Source organism: Microbacterium marinilacus (assembly GCF_019753765.1).
Taxonomy (GTDB): domain Bacteria; phylum Actinomycetota; class Actinomycetes; order Actinomycetales; family Microbacteriaceae; genus Microbacterium; species Microbacterium marinilacus.
The window spans coordinates 22,360-43,455 of record NZ_JAIJZW010000010.1 but is presented as its reverse complement, the minus strand read 5'-3'; the positions used below and the strand labels follow the sequence as shown (position 1 = coordinate 43,455).

23 protein-coding genes are annotated in these 21,096 nt (G+C 71.5%); 20 read left to right on the top strand and 3 right to left on the bottom strand.

Annotated elements, in window-relative coordinates; genetic code table 11:
- Positions 1 to 146 precede the first annotated feature (146 nt).
- The 3 genes from hflX to K5S26_RS14955 are packed head-to-tail and all read left to right on the top strand — an operon-like array spanning position 147 to position 3,026.
- Positions 147 to 1,697, top strand: a complete 1,551-nt coding sequence (gene hflX, locus K5S26_RS14965; RefSeq protein ID WP_221859637.1) for a GTPase HflX — start codon at positions 147 to 149, stop codon at positions 1,695 to 1,697.
- A 1-nt stretch (position 1,698) separates the two neighbouring features.
- Positions 1,699 to 2,319, top strand: a complete 621-nt coding sequence (locus K5S26_RS14960; RefSeq protein ID WP_221859635.1) for a GNAT family N-acetyltransferase — start codon at positions 1,699 to 1,701, stop codon at positions 2,317 to 2,319.
- Entirely contained in the window at positions 2,316 to 3,026 is a 711-nt protein-coding gene (locus K5S26_RS14955; RefSeq protein WP_221859634.1) for an HAD family hydrolase, read from the top strand. The genes K5S26_RS14960 and K5S26_RS14955 overlap by 4 nt, the downstream gene beginning before the upstream one ends.
- A gap of 18 nt (positions 3,027 to 3,044) precedes the next feature.
- Here the strand turns inward: K5S26_RS14955 and K5S26_RS14950 are convergent, their stop codons facing one another.
- Positions 3,045 to 5,018 carry an alpha/beta hydrolase family protein gene (locus K5S26_RS14950; protein ID WP_221859632.1) on the bottom strand — a complete coding sequence of 658 codons (1,974 nt, stop codon included), beginning with the start codon at positions 5,016 to 5,018 and terminating at the stop codon, positions 3,045 to 3,047.
- A gap of 54 nt (positions 5,019 to 5,072) precedes the next feature.
- Positions 5,073 to 5,765, bottom strand: a complete 693-nt coding sequence (gene lexA / locus K5S26_RS14945; protein ID WP_221859630.1) for a transcriptional repressor LexA — start codon at positions 5,763 to 5,765, stop codon at positions 5,073 to 5,075.
- 254 nt (positions 5,766 to 6,019) lie between these two features.
- On the opposite strand from lexA, the gene K5S26_RS14940 reads away from it, so the two are divergent.
- The 7 genes from K5S26_RS14940 to K5S26_RS14910 all read left to right on the top strand — a co-directional run bounded on the left by K5S26_RS14940 (position 6,020) and on the right by K5S26_RS14910 (position 10,791).
- Positions 6,020 to 6,391 carry a LysM peptidoglycan-binding domain-containing protein gene (locus K5S26_RS14940; RefSeq protein WP_221859628.1) on the top strand — a complete coding sequence of 124 codons (372 nt, stop codon included), beginning with the start codon at positions 6,020 to 6,022 and terminating at the stop codon, positions 6,389 to 6,391.
- A gap of 54 nt (positions 6,392 to 6,445) precedes the next feature.
- Positions 6,446 to 7,528 (top strand): histidinol-phosphate transaminase, encoded by a 1,083-nt coding sequence (locus K5S26_RS14935; RefSeq protein WP_221859626.1) that lies wholly within the window; start codon positions 6,446 to 6,448, stop codon positions 7,526 to 7,528.
- A 66-nt stretch (positions 7,529 to 7,594) separates the two neighbouring features.
- Positions 7,595 to 8,200, top strand: coding sequence for an imidazoleglycerol-phosphate dehydratase HisB (gene hisB / locus K5S26_RS14930; RefSeq protein WP_221859624.1), 606 nt, complete (start codon positions 7,595 to 7,597; stop codon positions 8,198 to 8,200).
- Entirely contained in the window at positions 8,197 to 8,868 is a 672-nt protein-coding gene (gene hisH, locus K5S26_RS14925) for an imidazole glycerol phosphate synthase subunit HisH (RefSeq protein WP_221859622.1), read from the top strand. The genes hisB and hisH overlap by 4 nt, the downstream gene beginning before the upstream one ends.
- Before the next feature lie 60 nt (positions 8,869 to 8,928).
- Positions 8,929 to 9,675 carry a bifunctional 1-(5-phosphoribosyl)-5-((5-phosphoribosylamino)methylideneamino)imidazole-4-carboxamide isomerase/phosphoribosylanthranilate isomerase PriA gene (gene priA / locus K5S26_RS14920; protein ID WP_221859620.1) on the top strand — a complete coding sequence of 249 codons (747 nt, stop codon included), beginning with the start codon at positions 8,929 to 8,931 and terminating at the stop codon, positions 9,673 to 9,675.
- Positions 9,659 to 10,462 carry an SseB family protein gene (locus tag K5S26_RS14915; protein ID WP_221859619.1) on the top strand — a complete coding sequence of 268 codons (804 nt, stop codon included), beginning with the start codon at positions 9,659 to 9,661 and terminating at the stop codon, positions 10,460 to 10,462. Before priA ends, K5S26_RS14915 begins: the two co-directional genes overlap by 17 nt.
- 158 nt (positions 10,463 to 10,620) lie before the next feature.
- Complete coding sequence (locus K5S26_RS14910; RefSeq protein ID WP_221859616.1) at positions 10,621 to 10,791, top strand: hypothetical protein; 171 nt, start codon at positions 10,621 to 10,623, stop codon at positions 10,789 to 10,791.
- Positions 10,792 to 10,833: 42 nt separating this feature from the next.
- Here the strand turns inward: K5S26_RS14910 and K5S26_RS14905 are convergent, their stop codons facing one another.
- On the bottom strand, positions 10,834 to 11,244 hold the full coding sequence (locus K5S26_RS14905; RefSeq protein WP_221859614.1) for a DUF1844 domain-containing protein: 411 nt from the start codon (positions 11,242 to 11,244) through the stop codon (positions 10,834 to 10,836).
- 275 nt (positions 11,245 to 11,519) lie between these two features.
- Here K5S26_RS14905 and infC point away from each other — a divergent pair, with 275 nt between their 5' ends.
- From infC to pheT, 10 genes are all read left to right on the top strand, one after another.
- Positions 11,520 to 12,143, top strand: coding sequence for a translation initiation factor IF-3 (gene infC, locus K5S26_RS14900; RefSeq protein WP_308123014.1), 624 nt, complete (start codon positions 11,520 to 11,522; stop codon positions 12,141 to 12,143).
- A 108-nt stretch (positions 12,144 to 12,251) separates the two neighbouring features.
- Positions 12,252 to 12,446 carry a 50S ribosomal protein L35 gene (gene rpmI, locus K5S26_RS14895; protein ID WP_221859612.1) on the top strand — a complete coding sequence of 65 codons (195 nt, stop codon included), beginning with the start codon at positions 12,252 to 12,254 and terminating at the stop codon, positions 12,444 to 12,446.
- Between the two features lie 63 nt (positions 12,447 to 12,509).
- On the top strand, positions 12,510 to 12,896 hold the full coding sequence (gene rplT / locus K5S26_RS14890; protein ID WP_221859610.1) for a 50S ribosomal protein L20: 387 nt from the start codon (positions 12,510 to 12,512) through the stop codon (positions 12,894 to 12,896).
- 167 nt (positions 12,897 to 13,063) lie between these two features.
- Positions 13,064 to 13,864: a TrmH family RNA methyltransferase gene (locus K5S26_RS14885; RefSeq protein WP_221859608.1), complete on the top strand. Its 801-nt coding sequence runs from the start codon at positions 13,064 to 13,066 to the stop codon at positions 13,862 to 13,864.
- A 137-nt stretch (positions 13,865 to 14,001) separates the two neighbouring features.
- Positions 14,002 to 14,742 carry an amino acid ABC transporter ATP-binding protein gene (locus K5S26_RS14880; RefSeq protein WP_221859606.1) on the top strand — a complete coding sequence of 247 codons (741 nt, stop codon included), beginning with the start codon at positions 14,002 to 14,004 and terminating at the stop codon, positions 14,740 to 14,742.
- Between the two features lie 91 nt (positions 14,743 to 14,833).
- Positions 14,834 to 15,754: a glutamate ABC transporter substrate-binding protein gene (locus tag K5S26_RS14875; RefSeq protein WP_221859604.1), complete on the top strand. Its 921-nt coding sequence runs from the start codon at positions 14,834 to 14,836 to the stop codon at positions 15,752 to 15,754.
- 81 nt (positions 15,755 to 15,835) lie between these two features.
- A complete protein-coding gene (locus K5S26_RS14870) occupies positions 15,836 to 16,483 on the top strand; it encodes an amino acid ABC transporter permease (RefSeq protein ID WP_221859602.1) in 648 nt (215 codons plus the stop codon).
- Entirely contained in the window at positions 16,480 to 17,460 is a 981-nt protein-coding gene (locus K5S26_RS14865) for an amino acid ABC transporter permease (RefSeq protein ID WP_221859600.1), read from the top strand. Before K5S26_RS14870 ends, K5S26_RS14865 begins: the two co-directional genes overlap by 4 nt.
- A 42-nt stretch (positions 17,461 to 17,502) precedes the next feature.
- Complete coding sequence (pheS, locus tag K5S26_RS14860; RefSeq protein WP_221859598.1) at positions 17,503 to 18,558, top strand: phenylalanine--tRNA ligase subunit alpha; 1,056 nt, start codon at positions 17,503 to 17,505, stop codon at positions 18,556 to 18,558.
- On the top strand, positions 18,558 to 21,080 hold the full coding sequence (pheT, locus tag K5S26_RS14855; RefSeq protein ID WP_221859596.1) for a phenylalanine--tRNA ligase subunit beta: 2,523 nt from the start codon (positions 18,558 to 18,560) through the stop codon (positions 21,078 to 21,080). The genes pheS and pheT overlap by 1 nt, the downstream gene beginning before the upstream one ends.
- The last annotated feature ends 16 nt before the right edge of the window (positions 21,081 to 21,096 follow it).

The window sequence follows — 21,096 nt, the reverse complement described above, 5'->3', positions numbered from 1 at the left end:
CCCTCCCGCCGGGAGGGGCACGGGGCCGCGACGGGGAGCCCGCCGGCGCTCCCCGAACGCACCCTAGCCGCGCGTGTCGCGGGAGAATAGGCTGGAGAGCTCGGCATCGCCGCCCCGGTGGCGGCGAGCCGGAACGAAAGGCATGGATGACTGACACGACCCCCGACCCGACCGTCGAGCGGACCGACGCGGTCCAGGGCGGAACCGACCCGGTGGCGAACGACCTGATCGATCGCGTGATCTCGCGCGCCGACGCGCGCACGGGCGCGCGCCTCTTCGGTGCGGCGCAGGCCCTGCAGGAGCGCGGCACCACGGGCGACGGCCAGGCGGACGGCGAGCAGTGGGATCGCGAGGAGCGCGCCGCTCTGCGGCGCGTGGCCGGGCTGTCGACCGAGCTCGAGGACGTCACCGAGGTCGAGTACCGCCAGCTCCGCCTGGAGAACGTCGTCCTGGTCGGCGTGTACTCGCAGGGCTCGCTGGGCGACGCGGAGAACTCGTTGCGCGAGCTGTCGGCGCTTGCCGAGACCGCCGGCGCCGTCGTCCTCGACGGGGTGCTGCAGCGCCGTCCGCATCCGGACCCCGCGACCTACATCGGTCGAGGGAAGGCCGACGAGCTCAAGGACATCGTGGCCGCGGTCGGCGCGGACACCGTCATCGCCGACACCGAGCTGGCGCCCAGTCAGCGGCGCGCGCTGGAGGACGTCGTGAAGGTGAAGGTGATCGACCGCACCACCGTGATCCTCGACATCTTCAGCCAGCACGCCAAGAGCCGAGAGGGCAAGGCGCAGGTCGAGCTCGCGCAGCTCGAGTACCTGCTGCCGCGCCTGCGCGGCTGGGGCGACTCGATGAGCCGTCAGGCCGGTGGACAGGTCGGCGCCGGCGGCGCCGGCATGGGCTCCCGAGGACCGGGTGAGACGAAGATCGAGCTCGACCGGCGGCGCATCCGGACCAAGATGGCGCAGCTGCGTCGGCAGATCCGCGAGTTCGCCCCCGCCCGCGAGGCGAAGCGGGGGGAGCGCAAGCGCAACACGATCCCCTCGGTCGCCATCGCCGGCTACACCAACGCCGGCAAGTCGAGCCTGCTGAACCGTCTCACCAGTGCGGGCGTGCTGGTCGAGAACGCGCTGTTCGCGACCCTCGACGCCACCGTGCGGCGCTCCGAGACCTCGGACGGCCGCGTCTACACGATCGCCGACACCGTCGGGTTCGTCCGCAACCTGCCGCATCAGCTGGTCGAGGCGTTCCGCTCGACGCTCGAGGAGGTCGCCGACGCGGACGTCATCCTGCACGTCGTCGACGCACACCACCCCGATCCGGCCGGGCAGATCCAGACGGTCCGCGACGTGATGGGGGACGTCGGTGCGCGGGAGATCCACGAGATCGTCGTGTTCAACAAGGCGGACCTCGTGGACGAGGACACCCGTCTCGTCCTGCGCGGGCTCGCACCGTCGGCCGTCTTCGTCTCGTCGCGCACCGGAGAGGGCGTCGATGAGCTGCGAGCCGTCATCGAGGATGCGCTGCCGCTGCCCGAGGTCGAGATCCGAGCACTGGTGCCGTACGACCGCGGAGAGCTGATCTCGCAGATCCACGAGCACGGGCACCTGCTGGTTCGATCGCACGAGGAGGGTGGCACGCTCGTCCACGCGCACGTGTCCGAGCGACTGGCGGCCGCGCTCGAGCCGTACCGGGTCGCCTGAGGTGCGGATCCGTCCCTACCTTCCGGCCGACCGCGATGCGGTGGCGGACGTCTGTCTGCGCACCGCCGACGCCGGGGCGGACGCCACAGGGGTGTTCGAGGACGACGGCCTGTGGGCGCAGGTGTTCGCCCTCCCGTACGTCACCCGGCACCCGGAGCTCGCGCGCGTCGTGGAGGGGGAGGACGGCCGGGCGGTCGGCTATGTGGTGGCGACGGACGACACCGACGCGTTCGAGGACTGGTTCCACGACGAGTGGTGGCCGTCGATCGCCGAGCGCCACCCCTTCCCGCCCGTGGAGCGCAGCCGGCAGGACGGCACCCTGATCTACGCGTACGGACGCCGCGCCGGCGCGGAGCCCTATGCGGCGCTCGGCTACCCCGCGCATCTGCACATCGACCTGCTGCCCGAGGCGCAGGGCAGCGGGTGGGGGCGCCGCCTGATCGGCGCTCTCCTCGACGATCTGCGCGCCCGCGGGGTCGCCGGGCTGCACCTCGTCGCGGCGGAGCGCAACGCGGGTGCCCTCGCCTTCTACGATCGCCTGGGATTCCGGCGACTCGACTCCCACCCGGGCGTGCAGGCGTTCGGCATCCGGCTGGACGGCTCCGCGGACGACGAGGCGTGAGCGAGCCGGAGCCCGCCGGCGCCCGCGTCGTCCTGTGGGACTTCGACGGCACGCTGGCCCGCCGCGACGGTCTCTGGGCGGGAGCGATGCTCGACGCGGCGGCCCGCGCCGGCGTGGGCTCGTCGCTGCGCGCCGAGCTCCTGCGTCCGCAGCTCGTCAGCGGCTTCCCCTGGCACACGCCTGAGGCCCCGTGGGGTCCGCTCCCCGCTTCCGAGTGGTGGGGACGGATGCGGCTGGTGCTGCAGGCGGCTTACGCGCGTGCAGGGCTGACGGAGCCGGATGCCGCTCACGCGGCCGAGTTCGTCGCGCTCGAGTACTACCGCCCCGACGCCTGGGCGGTCCTCGACGGAGCACGGGAGGCGCTCGCGATCACGCAGGAGGCGGGCTACCGCAACGTCGTGCTGGGCAATCACCCTCCCGAGCTCGGCGGTCTCGTGACCGCTCTCGGGCTGGCGCCGTTGATCGAGCTCGTCGTCACGAGCGCCGATGCCGGCGCCGACAAGCCCAATCGGCTGATCTTCGAGCACGCGCTGCGTGTCGCGGACGCGGGCGACGACGTGTGGATGATCGGCGACAACCCGATCGCCGACGTCGCCGGCGCGGAGGCAGCGGGCATCCGAGCCCTGCTCGCCGACGGCGCGTATGCCGACGCCGTCGGCCTGACGGTGCGGGACGCCGCGCGTCACGTCGCCGACGAAACCGGCTGACCGGTCGAGGGCCGCCGGTCAGTCGAGCGGCAGCGCCGGGACGCCGGGGGTGTCGAAGCCGAGCACGCCGCCGAGGAACGCGAGCTCGGCCTCGAAGGCGCGCACGAGCGTCTCGGCCCCGCGGAAGCCGTGCGACTCGCCCTCGAAGAGCAGATACGCGTGAGGCACGCCGTTCATCGCGAGCGCGTCGCGCAGCGCCTCGGACTGGGACGGGGGCACGACCGGGTCCTCCGAGCCCTGCAGGATCAGCAGCGGAGTGCGCAGCGTCTCGGGGCGCGAGAGGGGGGAGCGGCTGACGTACAGCGGCTCCGCCTGCGGCAGCGGGCCCACCAGGCCGTCGATGTATCGCGCCTCGAAGTCGTGCGTGTCGGCTGCCAGCCGCCGCAGGTCCGCGACGCCGTAGCGGCTGATGCCGGCGGCGAAGGCGTCGGTGTCGGCGACCGCGCACAGGACGGTCCAGCCCCCCGCCGATCCGCCCTTGATGGCGATGCGTGACGGGTCTGCCAGGCCGGCCGCCGCGAGGCCTCGGGCAGCCGTCGCCGTGTCGGCGACGTCCACGATGCCCCAGCGGCCCAGGAGGCGCTCGCGATACGCGCGACCGTATCCGGTGGACCCGCCGTAGTTGACGTCGAGCACGCCGATCCCGCGGCTCGTGAAGTACGCGACGGCGAGCGACAGCTCCCCGGAGACGTGCGCGGTGGGTCCGCCGTGCACGAGCACCAGGTAGGGCGGCAGCTCGTCCTCGGGGGCGGAGACGTCCGGGTTCGTCGGGGGGTAGGCGAAGGCATGCACGTCGCCCTCGGGGCCTTGGAAGGTGAGGGCGCGGGAGCCGGGCAGCCACGAGGGGTCCACCGGCGGCACTCCGCCGCGCACGGCCGAGAGGGTGCGGGCGTCGGCGTCGAGCAGCCACAGGCCGCTCGGGACGAGCCTGCCCGCACCGGAGAGCAGCACGCGCGGACCACGTGCGTCGCGGACCAGCACACCGCCGGACAGAGGCGTCTCCAGCGGCTCCGCGGCGCCGCTCTCGGGATCCACCACCACGAGCTCGTCGCTGCCGTGCGTGCGGACGGCGACGATGCGCCCGTCCTCCAGGGGCGCGAACCAGCGAGCGCCGAGGTTCCACAGCGGGCCGCCCGTGTCCGCGTCGTCGGCGAGGATCGGCTCGGGTGGCGTCGCCTGCAGGCCGTCGAGCCGCACGCGGTGCAGGTTCCAGCGCCCCGTGCCGTGCGGTGCGGGCGGGTCGGCGCTGAAGACGAGCTCGTCGTCCGACGTCCACTCCGGTTGCAGGGCGGCGACCGGGCCGGCCGGGGTGTGCCCGCCCGCGAGGACGACGTGCTCGGCGATCGTCCCGTCGGCGCCGAGTCGGCCGACGCGCAGCTCCGCGGCGTCCCAGGGCATGTCGGGGTGCTGCCAGGCGATCCAGGCGAGGCGATCGCCGCGCGGGGCGGGCGCGGCGAGGAAGTCGGATCCCGCGACGACGCTGACGATCGCGGAGGGGTCGTCGGCGGCCGAGCCGTCGAGGGGGATCGTCACGATGTCCCGCGCCGGCACACGAGAGTCGCCCTGCGTCTCCCGCACGGCGAACAGCAGCGCGCCGGACGGCCCTTCGGCGAACGTCAGGTCGCCGAAGGCCATCCCCCGGGCCGCGGGGGTGAGCGGGACAGGCTCTCCGCCGGGCGTCAGGCGATGGACGCGCTGGTCTGAGCCCTCGACGAAGAGCAGCTCGCCGTCGTCCGTGGTCGTCCAGGCGCCGCCGCCGTACTCGTGCACGCGGGAGCGGGCGCTCCACGGGGCCGGCAGCACGACGTCGTCGTCCTCGCCGCGCCGCCGCCGGACGGCGGTGCGACCGCGCTCGGCCGGCACGCTCTCGCTCCACCAGATCTCCGCATCCGCCCCGACGAAGCGGGCGCCGTCGATGCGCGGCGAGCCGCCCGCGATGTCGGCGGCGGAGATCGGCGACGGCCAGGAGCCGTAGGGGAGGGTATGGGGCATGTGCCCCACGCTAGGGCACACGCCGCGCACCGGCGGCCGGGCGCCGACCCGACGTCAGACGGCGCGCATCACCGCGACGATCTTGCCGAGCACCACTGCCTCGTCGCCCAGGATCGGCTCGAACGCCGAGTTGCGGGGCAGCAGCCAGGTGTGGCCGTCACGCTGCCGGAAGACCTTCACGGTGGCCTCGCCATCGAGCATGGCCGCGACGATGTCGCCGTTCTCGGCGGTGTTCTGCACCCGCACGACCACCCAGTCGCCGTCGCAGATGGCGGCGTCGATCATCGAGTCGCCGCTGACCTTGAGCATGAACAGCTCGCCCTTGCCGACGAGCTGACGGGGCAGCGGGAAGATCTCCTCGACCTGCTGGTCGGCCGTGATCGGCACGCCGGCGGCGATCCGGCCGACGAGCGGGACCATCGCCGCGTCGCCCACCGAGGGCACGCCGGCGTCGAGGTTCTCCGCCGCCTGGCCGGGCAGATCGATCAGCACCTCCATCGCGCGGGTCTTGCCCGGGTCGCGTCGGAGGTAGCCGCTCAGCTCGAGCTGCCCGAGCTGATGGGTGACGCTCGACAGCGACTTGAGCCCGACCGCGTCGCCGATCTCGCGCATCGTGGGCGGGTAGCCCTTCGACTGGATGGAGCGCTGGATCACCTCGAGGATCGCCAGCTGCTTCTCGCTCAGGTTCTTGCGGCGCCGGGTACGGCGCTTCTCCTCGAGGTCGGCAGGCGTCTCTACGGCGCTCATCTGCGGTTCTCCTTCTGGGCCGGCCGGCAATGTCGGTGGTCCGTGGTGGGCTGTGCTCTGTCGAAACCGTATCCGAAACAAGCGCGGAATCGGAAGATCCGTTCGAGCGTGTCGCACCGATCGCCGGATCGGATTTCGAAGAAGACGTTGACAGATTCGAAAATTCGAAGATAGGTTCGGAACAGAGCTTCGCATTCGGCCCTCCCGGCCGAGGAGCCGGATGCGAAGCCTCTCCCTGACAGAAGGAGCCACCCATGAGCACGATGAGCATCACCGCCTACGAGGCCCACTCGGTCCGCCCGGCTGCGACGCGCCTGCGGCTCACGCGCCGGGGGCGCCGGGTGCTGGCCACGCTCGCCGCGGCACCCGTCGCCTTCGGTCTCGGCCTCGCCATCATGAGCGGCGGCAGCGCGCTCGCCTCGCGCGAGGACGGCGCTCCTGCCGGCACGTTCGACACCGTGACCGTGATGCCGGGCGGCACTCTCTGGGCGATCGCCGAGGACGTCGCTCCGACCGCCGACCCGCGCGACGTGGTCGACGCGATCATCGCTCTCAACCAGCTGTCCGGGTCCTCCGTCGACGCGGGTCAGCAGATCGCCATCCCCGCGGAGTACTCCGCGGGCTGAGCGGCCGCCGCCGGGCCGGGACGGTCCGGAGCCGTTCGGCTCTAGCATGGAGGGGTGACGGTCACCCTCGACGAGCTGCCGATTCGCGACGATCTCCGCGGGCAGACTCCCTACGGAGCGCCTCAGGCGCCGCTGCCGGTAGCGCTCAACGTCAACGAGAACACGCACCCCGTGCCGACGGAGGTCGCCGACGACATCGCCGACGCCATCGCGCAGGCGCTGCGCGGCGTGAACCGGTACCCGGACCGGGAGTTCCTGTCGCTCCGAGAGGGGTTCGCCCAGTACCTCGGCCACGGCCTCGAGCCCGCGCAGATCTGGGCGGGCAACGGATCGAACGAGGTGCTGCAGCACCTGCTGCAGGCCTTCGCGGGCCCCGGTCGGACGGTCTTCGGCTTCGAGCCGACGTATTCGATGTACCGCCTGCTCACGCGGGGCGTCGGCTCGCAGTGGATCGGCGGCACCCGCGGGCACGACTACACGGTCTCCGCCCAGGACGCCGCCGATCAGGTGGCGCGTGCCCGCCCGGACGTGGTCTTCCTCTGCGCCCCGAACAACCCGACGGGCACGCCGCTCCCGCTCGACGTGGTCGAGGCGGTGTACGACGCGACCGACGGCATCGTCATCGTCGACGAGGCCTACGAGGAGTTCGCGCCCCGCGACGCGCCGTCCGCGGTGACCCTCCTCGGCGGCAGGCCCCGGCTCGCCGTGTCCCGCACCATGAGCAAGGCGTTCGCCTTCGCCGGCGCGCGCGTCGGCTATCTCGCCGCGGACCCGGCGCTCATCGACGCGCTCCGGCTCGTCCGCCTGCCGTACCACCTCAGCGCCCTCACACAGGCGGCGGCGGTGGCAGCCCTTCGCCACGCCGACACGATGCTGAAGATGGTCGACGAGATCGTCGCGCAGCGCGATCGCATGTCCGCGACCCTCGAGGCGCTGGGCTACCAGGTGCACGAGTCGTGGACGAACTTCGTGCTGTTCGGCGGAGTCGCGGATCCCGCGGCGACGTGGCAGGCGCTGTACGACCGCGGCGTGCTGATCCGCGACATCGGCATCCCGGGGCACCTGAGGGTGACCGCGGGCACCGAGGACGAGACCACCGCGTTCCTCGAGGCGCTCGCCGACGTCGGCTCGCGCTGAGCCTGCGGTGCGGCGCCCGCTCGGCCGCGCGAGTGGGGCGGCGGCCGACGTCATTAGACTCGGAGCATGACGACTGCCCGTATCGCGCGCCGCACCCGCTCCACCAGTGAGTCGAGCGTGGAGCTGGAGCTGAACCTCGACGGCACCGGCAAGAGCTCGATCTCGACGGGCGTGCCGTTCTTCGACCACATGCTCACGGCGTTCGCGAAGCACTCGCTGACCGACCTCACGGTGACCGCGACCGGCGACACCCACATCGATGCGCACCACTCGGTCGAGGACGTCTCCATCGTGCTCGGTCAGGCGATCCGCGAGGCGCTCGGCGACAAGGCCGGGATCTCCCGGTACGGCGACGCGCTCGTCCCGCTGGACGAGGCCCTCGCGCAGGCGGTCGTGGACATCTCGGGTCGCCCGTACCTCGTCCACGAGGGCGAGCCCGAGGGCTTCGAGCACCACCTGATCGGCGGGCACTTCACCGGATCGCTGGTGCGGCACACGCTGGAGGCGATCGCGTTCAACGCGGGGCTGACCGTGCACGTGCGCGTGATCTCGGGTCGCGACCCGCACCACATCGCCGAGGCGGAGTACAAGGCGCTCGCCCGCGCGTTCCGTCAGGCCAAGGCGCTCGACCCGCTGGTCGAGGGCGTGCCCTCCACCAAGGGCGCCCTGTGAGCGAGGCCGGCAACGGCGGCGAGCGCCGGCCGATCGTCGCGGTCCTCGACTACGGTTCCGGGAACATCCACTCGGCGGTCAAGGCTCTCGAGGAGGCAGGCGCCGATGTGCGTCTCACGCGCGACCGCGGCCTCGTGATGGACGCCGACGGTCTGCTGGTGCCGGGCGTGGGGGCGTTTCAGGCCGTCATGGAGCAGCTGCACGCCGTGCGCGGTCCCGAGCTCATCGAGCGTCGCCTGGCGGGCGGCCTGCCGGTGCTCGGCATCTGCGTGGGCATGCAGGTCATGTTCGAGCGAGGCATCGAGCGCGGCGTGGACACCGAGGGGCTCGGCGAGTGGCCCGGCGTGGTCGAGGAGCTCACGGCGCCCGTCGTGCCGCACATGGGCTGGAACACCGTCGAGGCAGGGGAGGGGACGCGCCTCTTCCGGGGCCTCGAGGACGAGCGCTTCTACTTCGTCCACTCGTTCGCCGCCCAGGAGTGGGCGCTGGACGCCCACGGGCCGTTCGCGCAGCCGGTGGTGACGTGGGCGCAGCACGGCGGCCGGTTCATCGCCGCGGTCGAGAACGGCCCCCTGTCTGCGACGCAGTTCCACCCGGAGAAGTCGGGAGAGGCGGGCATCCGCCTGCTGCGGAATTGGATCGGGACGCTCCCCGGGGCTACTCTCTGAGATCGTGCCCGGGCGGAAGAGCCGCCACGGCCCAGTCGAACCCGACGCACTGAGGGAGCCATGAACGATTTCGCGTCCACCCCTGCACTCACCCTGCTTCCGGCCGTCGACGTGCAGGGCGGGAAGGCCGTGCGCCTGACGCAGGGCGCCGCCGGCTCGGAGACCGACTACGGCGACCCGTTCGAGGCCGCGGAGAACTGGGCCGAGCAGGGTGCCGAGTGGATCCACCTCGTCGACCTCGACGCCGCCTTCGGCCGCGGAAGCAACGCGGGTGTCCTGCGTAAGGTCATCAAGCACCTGCGCGGCACCAACATCGAGCTCTCGGGCGGCATCCGCGACGACGCATCGCTCGAGGCGGCGCTCGAGAGCGGTGCGCAGAGGATCAACCTCGGCACGGCGGCGCTCGAGAACCCCGAGTGGACCGCTTCGGTGATCGGCCGCTACGGAGAGGCGATCGCCGTGGGTCTCGACGTGCGCGGCACCACCCTCGCCGCGCGCGGGTGGACGCAGGACGGCGGCGACCTCTGGGACGTGCTCGAGCGTCTCGAGGAGGCCGGGTGCAGCCGCTACGTGGTCACCGACGTGACGAAGGACGGCACGCTGCGCGGCCCCAACCTCGACCTCCTGCGCGAGCTGACGTCGCGCACGCCGAAGCCCGTCGTCGCCTCCGGCGGCGTCTCGAGCCTCGACGACATCGCGGCGTTGCGGGAGCTCGTGCCGAACGGCGTCGAGGGAGCGATCGTCGGCAAGGCGCTGTATGCGGGAGCGTTCACGCTCGCCGAGGCACTGGATGTCGCGGGCGACTGACGACGCCGACGCTCCGCACGAGAGCGGCGGCGACGCGGCCGCCGACTCGGCGGGTGTGCCGTGGGAGGGGCGCCACTTCGAGGCGAACCCGCACTCAGGCGACGATGGATCCGCCGATCCCGCGCTGCTGGCCGCCCTGACCGCGTTCCACGCGGGGGACGGGGACCAGACGGCGGTGATCGATGCGCTGCGTCACGCGCGGGTGCTCATCCCGCTCGTGGCGGAGAAGGGCGACGAGGGGATCGGGGCGCACGGTCTGCCCGTCGACAAGACCCAGGAGCTGTCGATCGTGACGGTCGCGGCGCCGGACGGCCGCAAGGTGCTGCCGGTGTTCAGCTCGGTGCAGGCGCTCTCGCGCTGGGACGCCGGCGCGCGGCCGATCCCGGTCGACGCCGTGCGCGCCGCCCTCGCGGCGTCCGCTGAGCAGACCGACCTCATCGTCCTCGACCCGACGTCGGACACCGAGTTCGTCGTGCGTCGCCCCGCGGTCTGGGCCATCGCCCAGGGGGAGCCCTGGCACCCGAGCTTCGCGAACCCCGACGTCTATCTGGGGCTGCAGGAGAGCATCTCCGGCGAACTGGCGGTGATCGACCTCCGGCTCGAGCCGGGCGACCCGCAGGCGCGGCTGCGTGGCCCCGAGCTGGTCGTGCGCCTGACCCTCATGTCGGGCCTGGACCGCACCGAGCTCGACGCCGTGCTGGCGCGTCTCGCTCGGCGGTGGTCGACCGACGACCGCGTCGCGACCCTCGTCGACTCGCTGTCGGTCAAGCTCGACCGCGCCGGCTGAGCACGCCCGTCGCCCACCGCGCCGCGATGGCGTCACGACAGCGCCGAACGACGGGCGAGGGCGCTCCATCTGCCCTGGACCTGGGCAGATATACCCCTGGGTTTGGTGTTGCCTCTCCGCTAGAACGGATGGTTCAACCGATCCGGAGGAGGAGTCTGATGAAGAAGCTCACGAGACCGATCGTGACGGCGGCCCTGGCCGCGGTGCTGGTGCTGGGTGGTGCGACGGCCGCGAACGCGGGCGGAGCGGGATGCGACACATGCCCGTCCGGGGGAACGGGCTACACCGAGATCGGCGGTGGTGGCGGGCTGCCCTTCTTCTTCTACTGAGCCGCCATTCGGTCTTCCCGTGACCCGCGTACACGGGTTCCGTCAGCTGACGGGACCCGTGTACTTCTCGCCCGGCCCCTTGCCCGGGGCGTCCGGGATGGTCGAGATCTCCCGGAACCGCAGCTGCAGCGAACGCAGGCCGTCGCGGATGGGACGTGCGTGCATATCGCTGATCTCGGGGGCGGCGGCGGTGACCAGCCCGGCGAGGGCGTTGATGAGCTTGCGGGCCTCGTCGAGGTCGATGTCGGCCTCTGCCCCGGGGGCGTCGGCCAGCCCGAGCTTGACCGCGGCCGCGCTCATCAGGTGGACGCACGCCGTGCCGATGACCTCGACGGCGGCGACGTCTGCGATGTCGCGGACGGCGGAGGTGTCGGCGCCGGCGCGCTCCTGCTCCTCCCAGCGCGCCTCGCGCGAGGCGTCGAAGGAATGGGTGTGGGCCGGGTTGGTGCTCATGAGCCGCCTTCTGCTAGACTTTCCCGGGCTCCGGCCTTCTCGCACTGAGAGACCGGACGAAAGAGGATTCACTTCCCACCCGCGCTTGCCGTTACAAGGCTACCGGGTCATGCACTCCCTCGCGTTCCACGCGGGTGTTCCGGGCACGCGCTTGCGCGTGGTCGACAGGGTGAGGCCGACGCGTGACGTCTGCCGGGTGGATGCTGAGTCTCTCTCCCGCCCGTGGCACGACATCGCGTCACGGTGGCCGTCATCACCCCACCCAAGGAGTCCGCATCAGCGATCCCCGTACCAACGACCGAATCCGCGTTCCGGAGGTCCGACTCGTCGGCCCCGCCGGCGAGCAGATCGGCGTCGTCCGCATCGAGGCCGCCCTGCGTCTGGCGCAGGAGGCCGATCTCGACCTGGTCGAGGTCGCCCCCAACTCGAAGCCTCCCGTCGTCAAGATCATGGACTACGGAAAGTTCAAGTACGAGGCCGCGCAGAAGGCCAAGGAAGCCCGTCGCAACCAGGCGAACACGGTCCTCAAGGAGGTCCGCTTCCGCTTGAAGATCGACGAGCACGACTACGAGACCAAGCGCAAGCGCGCAGAGGGCTTCCTCAAGACGGGCGACAAGGTCAAGGCCATGATCCTGTTCCGCGGTCGCGAGCAGTCGCGACCCGAGCAGGGCGTCCGCCTGCTGAAGAAGTTCGCGGACGACGTGGCCGAGTTCGGGACCGTCGAGTCGAACCCGAAGGTGGACGGCCGCAACATGGTGATGGTCATCGCGCCGCACAAGAACAAGTCCGAGGTCAAGACCGAGCAGAACGCCCAGCGCGCCGCCAACAAGCAGGCCGCGCGCGAGGCCAAGGGCCAGTCGCCCGACGCCCCGGTCGCCGAGGCCACCGCCGCGGAGTAATCCGCCCCACAGACTCCCGCCTCCCACGGAGCGCCGCCCGGCGGCACTCCCGAAGAACCGGGTGCACACAACGTCGCCCCGAGGGGCGCACTCACGAAGGAAGAGAAGATGCCGAAGCAGAAGACCCACTCGGGCAGCAAGAAGCGCTTCAAGATCACCGGCAGCGGCAAGATCAAGAAGCAGCAGGCTGGTATGCGCCACAACCTCGAGCACAAGTCGAGCCGTCGCACGCGCCGTCTGAACCAGGACCAGGTCATCTCGGGCAACGACCTCAAGCAGGTCAAGAAGCTCCTCGGTCGCTGAGCGCCGAAGAATATTCGTGGAGGTGCCGGGCCGACCGGCGCTTCCGGGTTAGGAAGATAAGAAATGGCTAGAGTCAAGCGGGCAGTAAACGCCCACAAGAAGCGTCGCGTCATCCTCGAGCGGGCCTCGGGCTACCGCGGACAGCGTTCGCGCCTGTACCGGAAGGCGAAGGAGCAGGTCACCCACTCGCTCGTCTACGCGTACCGCGACCGCCGCAAGCGCAAGGGCGACTTCCGCCGCCTGTGGATCCAGCGCATCAACGCCGCCTCGCGTGCCAACGGCATGACCTACAACCGCTTCATCCAGGGCCTCGGCCTGGCGGGCGTGCAGGTCGACCGGCGCATCCTGGCCGAGCTCGCCGTGAACGAGCCCGCCACGTTCGCCGCGCTCGTGGCGACGGCGAAGGCCGCGCTGCCCGCCGACGTGAACGCGCCGAAGTCGGCCGCGTAAGCATCAGCTTCCGAAGGAGGGCGTCCCGAGCGGGCGCCCTCCTTTCGCGTACGTGCGGGCAGCCGGCGCCGGTGGGACCTGTTCGTTCGCCGGGCGTGCGCCGGTCATCCGCGCGTCATTCATCCCGCCTTCACGGCTGTATGCCCGGGCGGCCATAGACTGACTGCGTGCTGGAGAATCCGCGGTCGCCGCGTGTGAGAGCCGTCGCCAAGCTGGCGAAGCGCAACGCGCGCAAGGAGACGGGGCTGTTCCTGCTCGAGGGGCCCCAGGCGGTCCGCGAGGCGCTGCGGTTCGGTCCCGGCACCATCGTCGAGCTGTTCGCGACGCCGACGGCCCTCGAACGGCACCAGGACATCCGCACGCTGCTGCACGACGAGGGCGTCGAGGCCGAGTTCGTCTCGGAGGCCGTGCTCGAGGCGATGGCCGACACCGTGACGCCCCAGGGGTTCGTCGCGGTCGCGCGTCAGAACCCGACGGCGCTCAAGGAGATCTTCGCCGCGGGCCCCCGGCTGGTCGCGATCTGCGAGGAGGTGCGCGACCCGGGCAACCTCGGCACCATCATCCGCGCCGCCGACGCCGCCGGTGCCGACGCGGTCGTCCTGACCGGGCGCACGGTCGACCCCTACAACCCGAAGGTGGTCCGCTCCACCACCGGGTCGCTCTTCCACCTGCCGATCGCGGTCGGGGGAGAGCTCGCCGACGTCGTCGAGCGCGCCCACGCCGCGGGGATCACGGTGCTGGCGGCGGACGTGAAGGGCGACGACCTGCTGACGGCGCGGGCCGACGGGGTCCTCGCGAGACCGACGGGCTGGCTGTTCGGCAACGAGGCGCACGGCCTGGAGGATCACGCCCTCGGCCTGGCCGACCGCGTGCTGAGACTGCCGATCTTCGGGCGCGCGGAGTCGCTCAACCTGGCGACCGCCGCGAGCGTCTGCCTGTACGAGAGCGCGTTCGCGCAGCGCGCCTGACCTCTCGGCGGCGCTCGACACGCCCGGTCCTCTCGGCTGGCGGGAGCGTTCCGCCTCCGCGCGGCGCCTGTTACAAGTCGGTAAAGCGGGGTCCGGCGCGCTGGTCCGCCCCCGACCCACCCCCTAGGGTGAAACGCATGGCAGAGCCCCTCGTCGTCGTCACGGACGTGCAGAAGCACTATGGCGACTTCCACGCACTCAAGGACGTGAACCTCACGGTCGACAAGGGCGAGGTCGTCGTCGTCATCGGACCCTCCGGCTCGGGCAAGTCCACCCTGTGCCGCACGATCAACCGCCTCGAGACGATCACGAGCGGATCGATCACGATCGACGGCAAGGAGCTGCCCAAGGAGGGCAAGGGCCTCGCCGAGCTCCGTGCGGAGGTCGGCATGGTCTTCCAGTCGTTCAACCTGTTCGCCCACCTGACGATCCTCGAGAACGTCACGCTCGGTCCGATCAAGGTGCGCGGCCTGAAGAAGGCCGAGGCCGAGAAGGAGGCGCAGGCGCTGCTCGACCGGGTGGGCGTCGGCCACCAGGCGTCGAAGCTACCCGCCCAGCTCTCGGGCGGCCAGCAGCAGCGCGTCGCGATCGCGAGGGCGCTGGCCATGAAGCCGAAGGTCATGCTCTTCGACGAGCCCACCAGCGCGCTCGACCCCGAGATGATCAACGAGGTGCTCGACGTCATGGTCTCCCTCGCCAAGGAGGGCATGACGATGATCGTCGTGACCCACGAGATGGGCTTCGCCCGCAAGGCCGCCAACCGCGTGGTGTTCATGGCCGACGGCCAGATCGTCGAGCAGGCGACGCCCGACGAGTTCTTCACGTCCCCGAAGAGCGATCGCGCCAAGGACTTCCTCTCCAAGCTCATCACGCACTGACCCTGCCGGGACGCCGTCGGCGCCCCGAACGACACGCACCCCGCGCGACGAGGCGCGGGGCGGACGGACCACCCCACCAAGGAGGAATCACATGTTCACTCAGCACAAGAAGGCGCGGGCGCTCGCGGGCGCCGGCATCGGCCTGACGGCCCTTCTCGCGCTCACGGCGTGCAACAGCGGCTCGCCGACCGATCCGGGATCCGGTGACGGCGACGGCGAGGCATCGGGCGCCGCGTGGACGGTCGCCACCGACGTCGAGCTCGACGGCAGCCCCACGTTCGAGCGGATCACGGAAGACGGCGTCGTCAAGATCGGCGTGAAGGAAGACCAGCCGAACCTGGGCTACCTCGACCCGGTGACCAACGAGCGCACGGGCTTCGACGTGGACATCGCGCGCTGGATGGCCGCGTCCCTCGGCTACGACGAGGACCAGCTCGAGTTCGAGGCGATCGCCTCGGCCAACCGCGAGCAGGCGATCGTGAACGGCGACATCGACTTCTACGTCGGCACCTACTCGATCACCGACGCCCGCAAGGAGCAGATCAACTTCGCCGGCCCGTACTTCGTGACGGGTCAGGGCCTGCTGGTCGCCGCGGACAGCGACATCACGAGCGTCGACGATCTGACCTCCGACACGACGGTCTGCTCGGCCACGGGGTCCACGCCGATCCAGAACATCAAGGACAACTACCCCGACGTGCCGACCAAGGAGTACGACACGTACTCGAAGTGCGTCGAGGACCTGAAGAACGGCCAGGTCGACGCGGTCACCACCGACGAGGCGATCCTCATCGGCTACGCCGCCCAGGACCCGGACAACCTCCAGGTCGTCGGTGAGCCCTTCAGCGAGGAGCGCTACGGCATCGGCCTCGCCAAGGACGACACGGTGCTCGCCGAGTACTTCAACGAGCAGCTCACCGAGGGCGGCGACATCTGGCAGCAGATCTTCGACGACAACCTCGGCGCCTCGGGCGTCACGGCCACGCAGCCCGAGGTCGACGCGGTCGAGTGACCCTGATGGGCAGCCGGTGACCGCACCGGCTGCCCATCCCTCCGGCAAGTTGGACATCCCACCACGCGGACAGGAGCATACGTGGGCGTCATCACAGATCATCTCGACCTCTGGGGCCAGGCCCTGAGCGGGACGCTCGTGCTGTTCTTCGGCGGTGGCCTCATCGCCGTCGTCCTCGGCTTCATCGTCGGCGCCGCACGTGTCTCGCCCGTGCCGATCGCGCGCGCGGTGGGCACCGTGTACGTCAACTGGATCCGGAACACCCCGCTCACGCTGGTGATGTTCTTCTTCGCGTTCTGCCTGCCGATCATCCTCGGCGAGCGCGTGAACGCCCTGACGCTGGCGGTCTGCGCCCTCGGCGTCTACACCGCCACGTACGTCGCGGAGACGCTGCGGTCCGGCATCAACACCGTGCCGGTCGGGCAGGCCGAGGCCGCCCGCGCCATCGGGCTCAGCTTCACCCAGGTGATGCGGTACGTCGTGCTGCCGCAGGCGGCGCGGTCCGTGATCCCCCCGCTGATGAGCGTTCTCATCGCCCTGCTGAAGAACACGACCGTCGCGGCGGGCTTCTCGGTGCTGAACCTCGGTTCGATCCGATCCTGGCTGAGCGAGCAGGGCGAGAACCAGCTCGTCGTGCTGCTGTGGGTCATGGCCATCTTCGTGGTCCTGGTGCTGGTGCTCGGCAGGCTGCAGAGCAAGCTCGAGGAGACCTGGAGGATCGCGCGATGAGCTCGGTGCTGTTCGACGTCCCCGGCCCGAAGGCCATCGTCCGAAACCGTCTCATCGGTGTCGTCACGGTCCTGGTGGTGCTGGCGGTCCTCGCCTGGGTCGTGTGGCGTCTCGCCGCGACGGGCCAGTTCGCCGCGGCGAAGTGGAACATCTTCACCTACACCGCCGTCTGGGGTCGCTTCGCAGACGGTCTGGTCAGCACGCTGTCGGCCTTCATCGTCGCCGCGATCGGCTCGCTCGTCGTCGGGTTCGTCCTGGGCGTCGGCCGGCTGTCGGAGCACGCCTGGGTGCGCGTGCCGGTCGCCTGGATCGTCGAGGTGCTGCGCGCGGTCCCCGTCCTGATCTTCATGATGCTGCTGTACTACGGGCTCCCGGTGCTCGGCATCAAGCTGAGCCCGTACACCGCGGTCGTGGTGGCGTTGATCGCGTACAACGGATCGGTCCTCGCCGAGGTGGTGCGCGCGGGCGTGGAGTCGCTGCCGCGCGGACAGAAGGAGGCCGGCTACGCGATCGGCCTCCGCAAGACCGGAGTGATGTGGCTCGTCCTGCTGCCGCAGGCCGTGCGGGCGATGATGCCGGTGATCATCGCGCAGCTGGTGGTGGCGTTGAAGGACACCGCGCTGGGCTTCATCATCACGTACCAGGAGCTCCTCTACGTGATCAACCAGCTCGGCAACCAGGCGCCCTACGGGTCGCCGCTCATCCCGTCGGCGATCATCGGCGGCTCGATCTACGTGGCCGTGTGCCTCCTCCTCTCGGGCGTCGCGCGGCTGGTCGAGAAGCGCATGCAGAAGTCGCCCCGCGTGCGCGCCACGCAGGCGGCGATCGCCCCCAGGCTGCACGAGGGCACGAACACCGAGCTCATCGGCGTGCAGGACCTCGCGCACCTCGACGACGTGGAGCGCGGCGACGCGGCCGCGAGCCGTCGACAGCTCGGCAAGCACGATCCCGGCGGCACCCCGGGCGCGTCCCTCTAGCCGGGCGGGCGGCATCCGACCGCCCGGCTAGACTCGGTGATCGTGTCCGACGTACCCGAGATCACCCCGCCTTCGATCAGTGCCGAGGCGGTGGAGGCGGCGGTCGCGGATGCGCTGGCGGCCATCGCCGGCGCCCCCGACACCGCGGCCCTGAAGGCCGCCAGGTCCGCCCATGCGGGAGAGGGCTCGCCCCTCGCCGCCCTCAACGCGCAGATGCGGCACGTGCCGAACGAGCGCAAGGCCGAGTTCGGCAAGCTCGTCGGCCAGGCGCGCGGGCGTGTCACGCAGGCCCTCGCGGCCCGCGAGGCCGAGCTCGCCGAGGCCGAGACGGCCGCGCGGCTCGAGGCCGAGCGCATCGACATCACGGCGGTCGCTTCGCGCACGCGGGTCGGCGCCCGTCATCCGATGAGCGTGCTGCAGGAGCAGATCAGCGACATCTTCGTCGGCATGGGGTGGGAGATCGCGGAGGGCCCCGAGCTCGAGCACGAGTGGTACAACTTCGACGCGCTCAACTTCGACGAGGACCACCCCGCACGCCAGATGCAGGACACGTTCTTCGTCGACCCGGTGGCGCGTCACCTGGTGATGCGCACGCACACCAGCCCCGTCCAGGTGCGCTCGATGCTCGAGCGCGACCTGCCGATCTACGTGCTGTGCCCCGGGCGGGTGTACCGCACCGACGAGTTCGACGCGACCCATCTGCCGGTGTTCACGCAGGCGGAGGGGCTCGTGATCGACAAGGGCATCACGATGGCCCACCTCAAGGGCACCCTCGACCACATCGCCAAGGCCCTGTTCGGCGAGGAGGCCAAGACGCGCCTGCGCACCAACTACTTCCCCTTCACCGAGCCCTCCGCCGAGTTCGACCTGTGGCACCCGACCTTCAAGGGCGGCGCGCGCTGGATCGAGTGGGGCGGATGCGGCATGGTCAACCCCAACGTGCTGCGCGCCGCGGGCATCGACCCCGAGGTGTACTCGGGCTTCGCGTTCGGGATCGGGATCGAGCGGGCGCTGATGTTCCGCTCCGACGTGCAGGACATGCGCGACATGGCCGAGGGCGATGTCCGCTTCAGCGAGCAGTTCGGGATGGTGGTGTGATGCGCGTCCCGCTTTCGTGGCTGCGTGAGTACGTGGACGTGCCGGCCTCGGCGACGCCCGAGGACGTCCTGGCGGCGTTCGTCTCGGTCGGTTTCGAGGAGGAGGAGGTCGTCGGCTTCGAGTTGAGCGGCCCCGTCGTGGTGGGCCGCGTGCTGTCGTTCGAGGCCGAGCCGCAGAAGAACGGCAAGACCATCCGCTGGTGCCAGGTCGACGTCGGCCCCCACAACGGACCGGACGGCGAGCCCCGCGGCATCGTGTGCGGCGCGGGCAACTTCGAGACCGGCGACGAGGTCGTCGTCTCCCTGCCGGGCGCCGTTCTGCCCGGGCCGTTCCCCATCTCGGCGCGCAAGACCTACGGACACGTGTCGGACGGCATGATCGCCTCGGCGCGTGAGCTGGGCCTCGGCGATGAGCACAACGGCATCCTCCGCCTCGTCGAGCTCGGCATCGAGGCGGAGCCCGGCACCGACGCGATCGCCCTCCTCGGCCTCGACGACGTGGCGGTCGACGTCAACGTGACGCCGGACCGCGGCTACGCGCTGTCGATCCGCGGGCTCGCCCGCGAGTACGCGCACGCGACCGGCGCCGCCTTCCGTGACCCGGCGCTGGCCGTGTCGCCGGTCGCCGCGTCCGGCTTCCCGGTGGTCGTGGACGACGCGTCGCCGATCCGCGGTCGCGCCGGCGTGGCCGAGTTCGTCACCCGCGTCGTGCGCGGGGTGGACGCCTCCCGTCCTACGCCGCCGTGGATGATCGCGCGCCTGGCGCTGGCGGGCATCCGCTCGATCTCGCTGCTGGTCGACATCACCAACTACGCGATGATCGAGCTCGGCGGGCCGATCCACGGCTACGACCTGGGCAGGCTCCGCGGCGGCATCACCGTGCGCCGCGCGGCGGCGGGGGAGAAGCTCGAGACCCTCGACGGCCAGGTCCGCACGCTGAACGCGGAGGACCTGCTCATCACGGACGAGTCCGGCCCCATCGGCCTGGCCGGCGTGATGGGCGGCGCGCAGACCGAGATGGGCGAGACGACGACGGACGTCCTGGTCGAGGCGGCCGTGTTCGACACGGTCTCGATCGCCCGCACCGCCCGCCGTCACAAGCTGCCGAGCGAGGCGTCGCGTCGCTTCGAGCGCGGGGTCGACCCGCTGCTGCCGCCGGCGGCCGCGCAGCGCGTGGTCGACCTGATGGTCGAGCTCGCCGGCGGCGTCGCGGACGACCTCGGCAGCGCCCTCGGCGCGACCTTCGAGCGTCGCTCTATCGCCCTGCCCGCGGGCTTCGTGCAGGGGCTCATCGGCGTCGACTACACGGCGGCGCGCATCGCCGAGACGCTCACGACCATCGGCTGCGACGTAGAGGAGACCGCCGACGGCTGGCGGGTCGCACCGCCGTCGTGGCGCCCGGACCTCACCGACAAGTGGACGTTGGCCGAGGAGGTCGCCCGCATCGACGGGGTGGACCGCATCCCGTCGGTGCTGCCGACCCCGCCGTCCGGCCGAGGCCTGACGCCCGCGCAGCAGGGCCGACGCCGCGTCGCGAACGGCCTCGCGGCCGCCGGCTTCGTGGAGACCCCCTCGTTCCCGTTCACGACCGAGCAGCAGAACGACCTCCACGGCTCGGCGAGCGGCGAGCACCTGCCGAGCGTCCGCCTGGCGAACCCGCTCGACGGGCAGGCGCCGTTCCTTCGCCGTTCGCTGGTGCCCGGCCTGCTGCAGACCGCGCACCGGAACGTCGCGCGCGGCGCCACCGACCTCGCTCTGTTCGAGGTCGGAACGGTGTTCCGTCCCCTGCCGGGCGTCGACTACGGCACGGCGACCATCCCGCCGGGCGCCGTGCGTCCCGATGCGGAGACGCTCGCGCGGCTCGACGCGTCCATCGCGCCGCAGCCGCGTCACGTGGCGCTGCTGCTCACGGGCTCCGTCGCACCGAAGCAGCCGGGGCGAGAGGCAGAGCCGGCGGGCATCGAGGTCGCCCTCGACGCGGTCCGCGTCGTCGCGGCGGCCGCGGGCGTCGAGATCGAGGTCGCACAGGGCGAGCGCGCAGCGCTGCATCCGGGGCGCACGGGCGTGCTCTCGGTCGTCGGCGCATCCGGGACGTCCACGGTGGTCGGCTACGTCGGCGAGCTGCTGCCGGCGGTGGCGGACGACGCCGACCTGCCCGGGCGCGTGACCGTCGCCGAGCTCGACCTCGACGTGGTCCTGTCGCTGGCGGGCGACCGTGTGACGGTCGCCTCGCTGTCGACGTTCCCGGCGGCGACGCAGGACGTCTCCCTCGTGGTCGACGCCGCGCTCCCGGCCTCGGAGCTGCGCCGCGCCCTGGTCGAGGGGGCCGGCGAGCTGCTGGAGTCCGTCCGCCTCGTCGACGACTACCGCGGCCGCGGCGTCCCCGAGGGGTCGAAGAGCCTGACGTTCGCACTCCGCTTCCGCGCTCCCGACCGCACGCTGACGGCGGCCGAGGCGACCGAGGCCAAGCTGGCCGGCGTCGCGCTCGCATCCTCGCGGCACGGCGCCTCCCTCCGCGAGTAACCGCGACAATCCCTCT